A 1,287-nucleotide genomic window follows, 5' to 3' on the forward strand; every position below is an offset into this window, starting at 1 on the left:
GTTATATTGCTTCCATTGTAAGTGTTTTTATCAACTGTAACACTTATATTTTTAATAGTAGCTCCTTCTTTACTTGTGGTTTTAGTATTGACTTTGAGCTTGCTATGATTTTGAACATACACTCCTAATACTTTACTTTTTGGATTAACGTCTAAAATATCTATTGAATCTATTGTTGGAGAATATTCATCAGGAACTTTCATATACCAGCCTGAGTTATAAGTTGTTTCACCAATTTGAACTCCGTCTTTAAAAGTCTTAATCCCGATATCCATAAATATTGTTGAACTGTTTGGCTGTAAGTCGACATGCTTGTCAGTAGGTACAAAAGTTAAGTCTAAGTTACTTGTATTTTGTGCAATATAGTACCAACCACTACTTCCTTTATCTCCACGAATTACATACCATACAGTATGAGTTACATTCCCTGATAATTGTTTGTCAATATGAATTGTATGTGGTGTGTTTAAATATCTTGACCCTATCATGTTATCACTTACTGTTGACATTCGAGGTATTTTATCAAGAGATATAGTATCACTGCCACCACTAAAACCACTCACATAGTTTCCTCTTATCCTAGCTTTCAAGTCGCAATAACTTGACAGCCATACATCTAAAGTACCATCATTATTGTGATATATTCTTTTACTTATGCTACCAAGAGTAATCGAACTACCACCACTTGTACTTATACTTGATGACGTAACAATGTAGTCAGTACCATCAATATTTATAGTGTGTGTTCTCTCGCCTATATAAAGATTGTATCCACTCTGACAATCTAAATGTAGTGTTATTTCTAAATCACTATAATTCTCGTTAATGTTTTGTGTAGCTTCCCATTCTGTTCTAAGAGTGTAACCTCTATAACTCCCTGAAAAGCTTCCTGATAAAGCCATTAATCCACCACCTTTCTAAATGATAGATTGCCGTTCTCTCTTGGAACAAAAGCAAAATTTCCTATTCTTATGCTTCTTAAAATTCTTGCATCTGTTATATACAGTTCCTCATTAGAAAAGTATGCAACCTCTTTTTCTTTCATAAAGAAAGATTGCTTTTTTGGAGATAATCTCATTTTAAATTCTCCATCCTTTTTTCCCATTTCCATACCATCTATATCGAAACGGATATAGCTTGATATATCATCAAACTTTCCTTCAAAAACACTTTTATCATTCTGATAAAGTTGTTTAAACTTTTCAAAATCAAAAGTTATAGAGTCTTTAGTTTGCTTTATACTTGACTTAATGAACTCTTTTAATTTTAAATTATTAAGTTCTAAAT

General features: G+C 31.5%; 2 protein-coding genes. Both read right to left on the reverse strand.

Annotated elements, in window-relative coordinates; genetic code table 11:
* Positions 1-902, reverse strand: a 902-nt coding sequence (locus EII23_RS11940) for a hypothetical protein (protein ID WP_148091269.1), incomplete at its 3' end; no start/stop codon positions are given.
* On the reverse strand, positions 902-1,287 hold a 386-nt coding region (locus EII23_RS13000; RefSeq protein WP_221620409.1), incomplete at its 5' end, for a hypothetical protein. The genes EII23_RS11940 and EII23_RS13000, both read right to left, overlap by 1 nt.

It is taken from the genome of Desulfovibrio sp. OH1186_COT-070, assembly GCF_003860215.1.
Taxonomy (GTDB): domain Bacteria; phylum Desulfobacterota; class Desulfovibrionia; order Desulfovibrionales; family Desulfovibrionaceae; genus Desulfovibrio.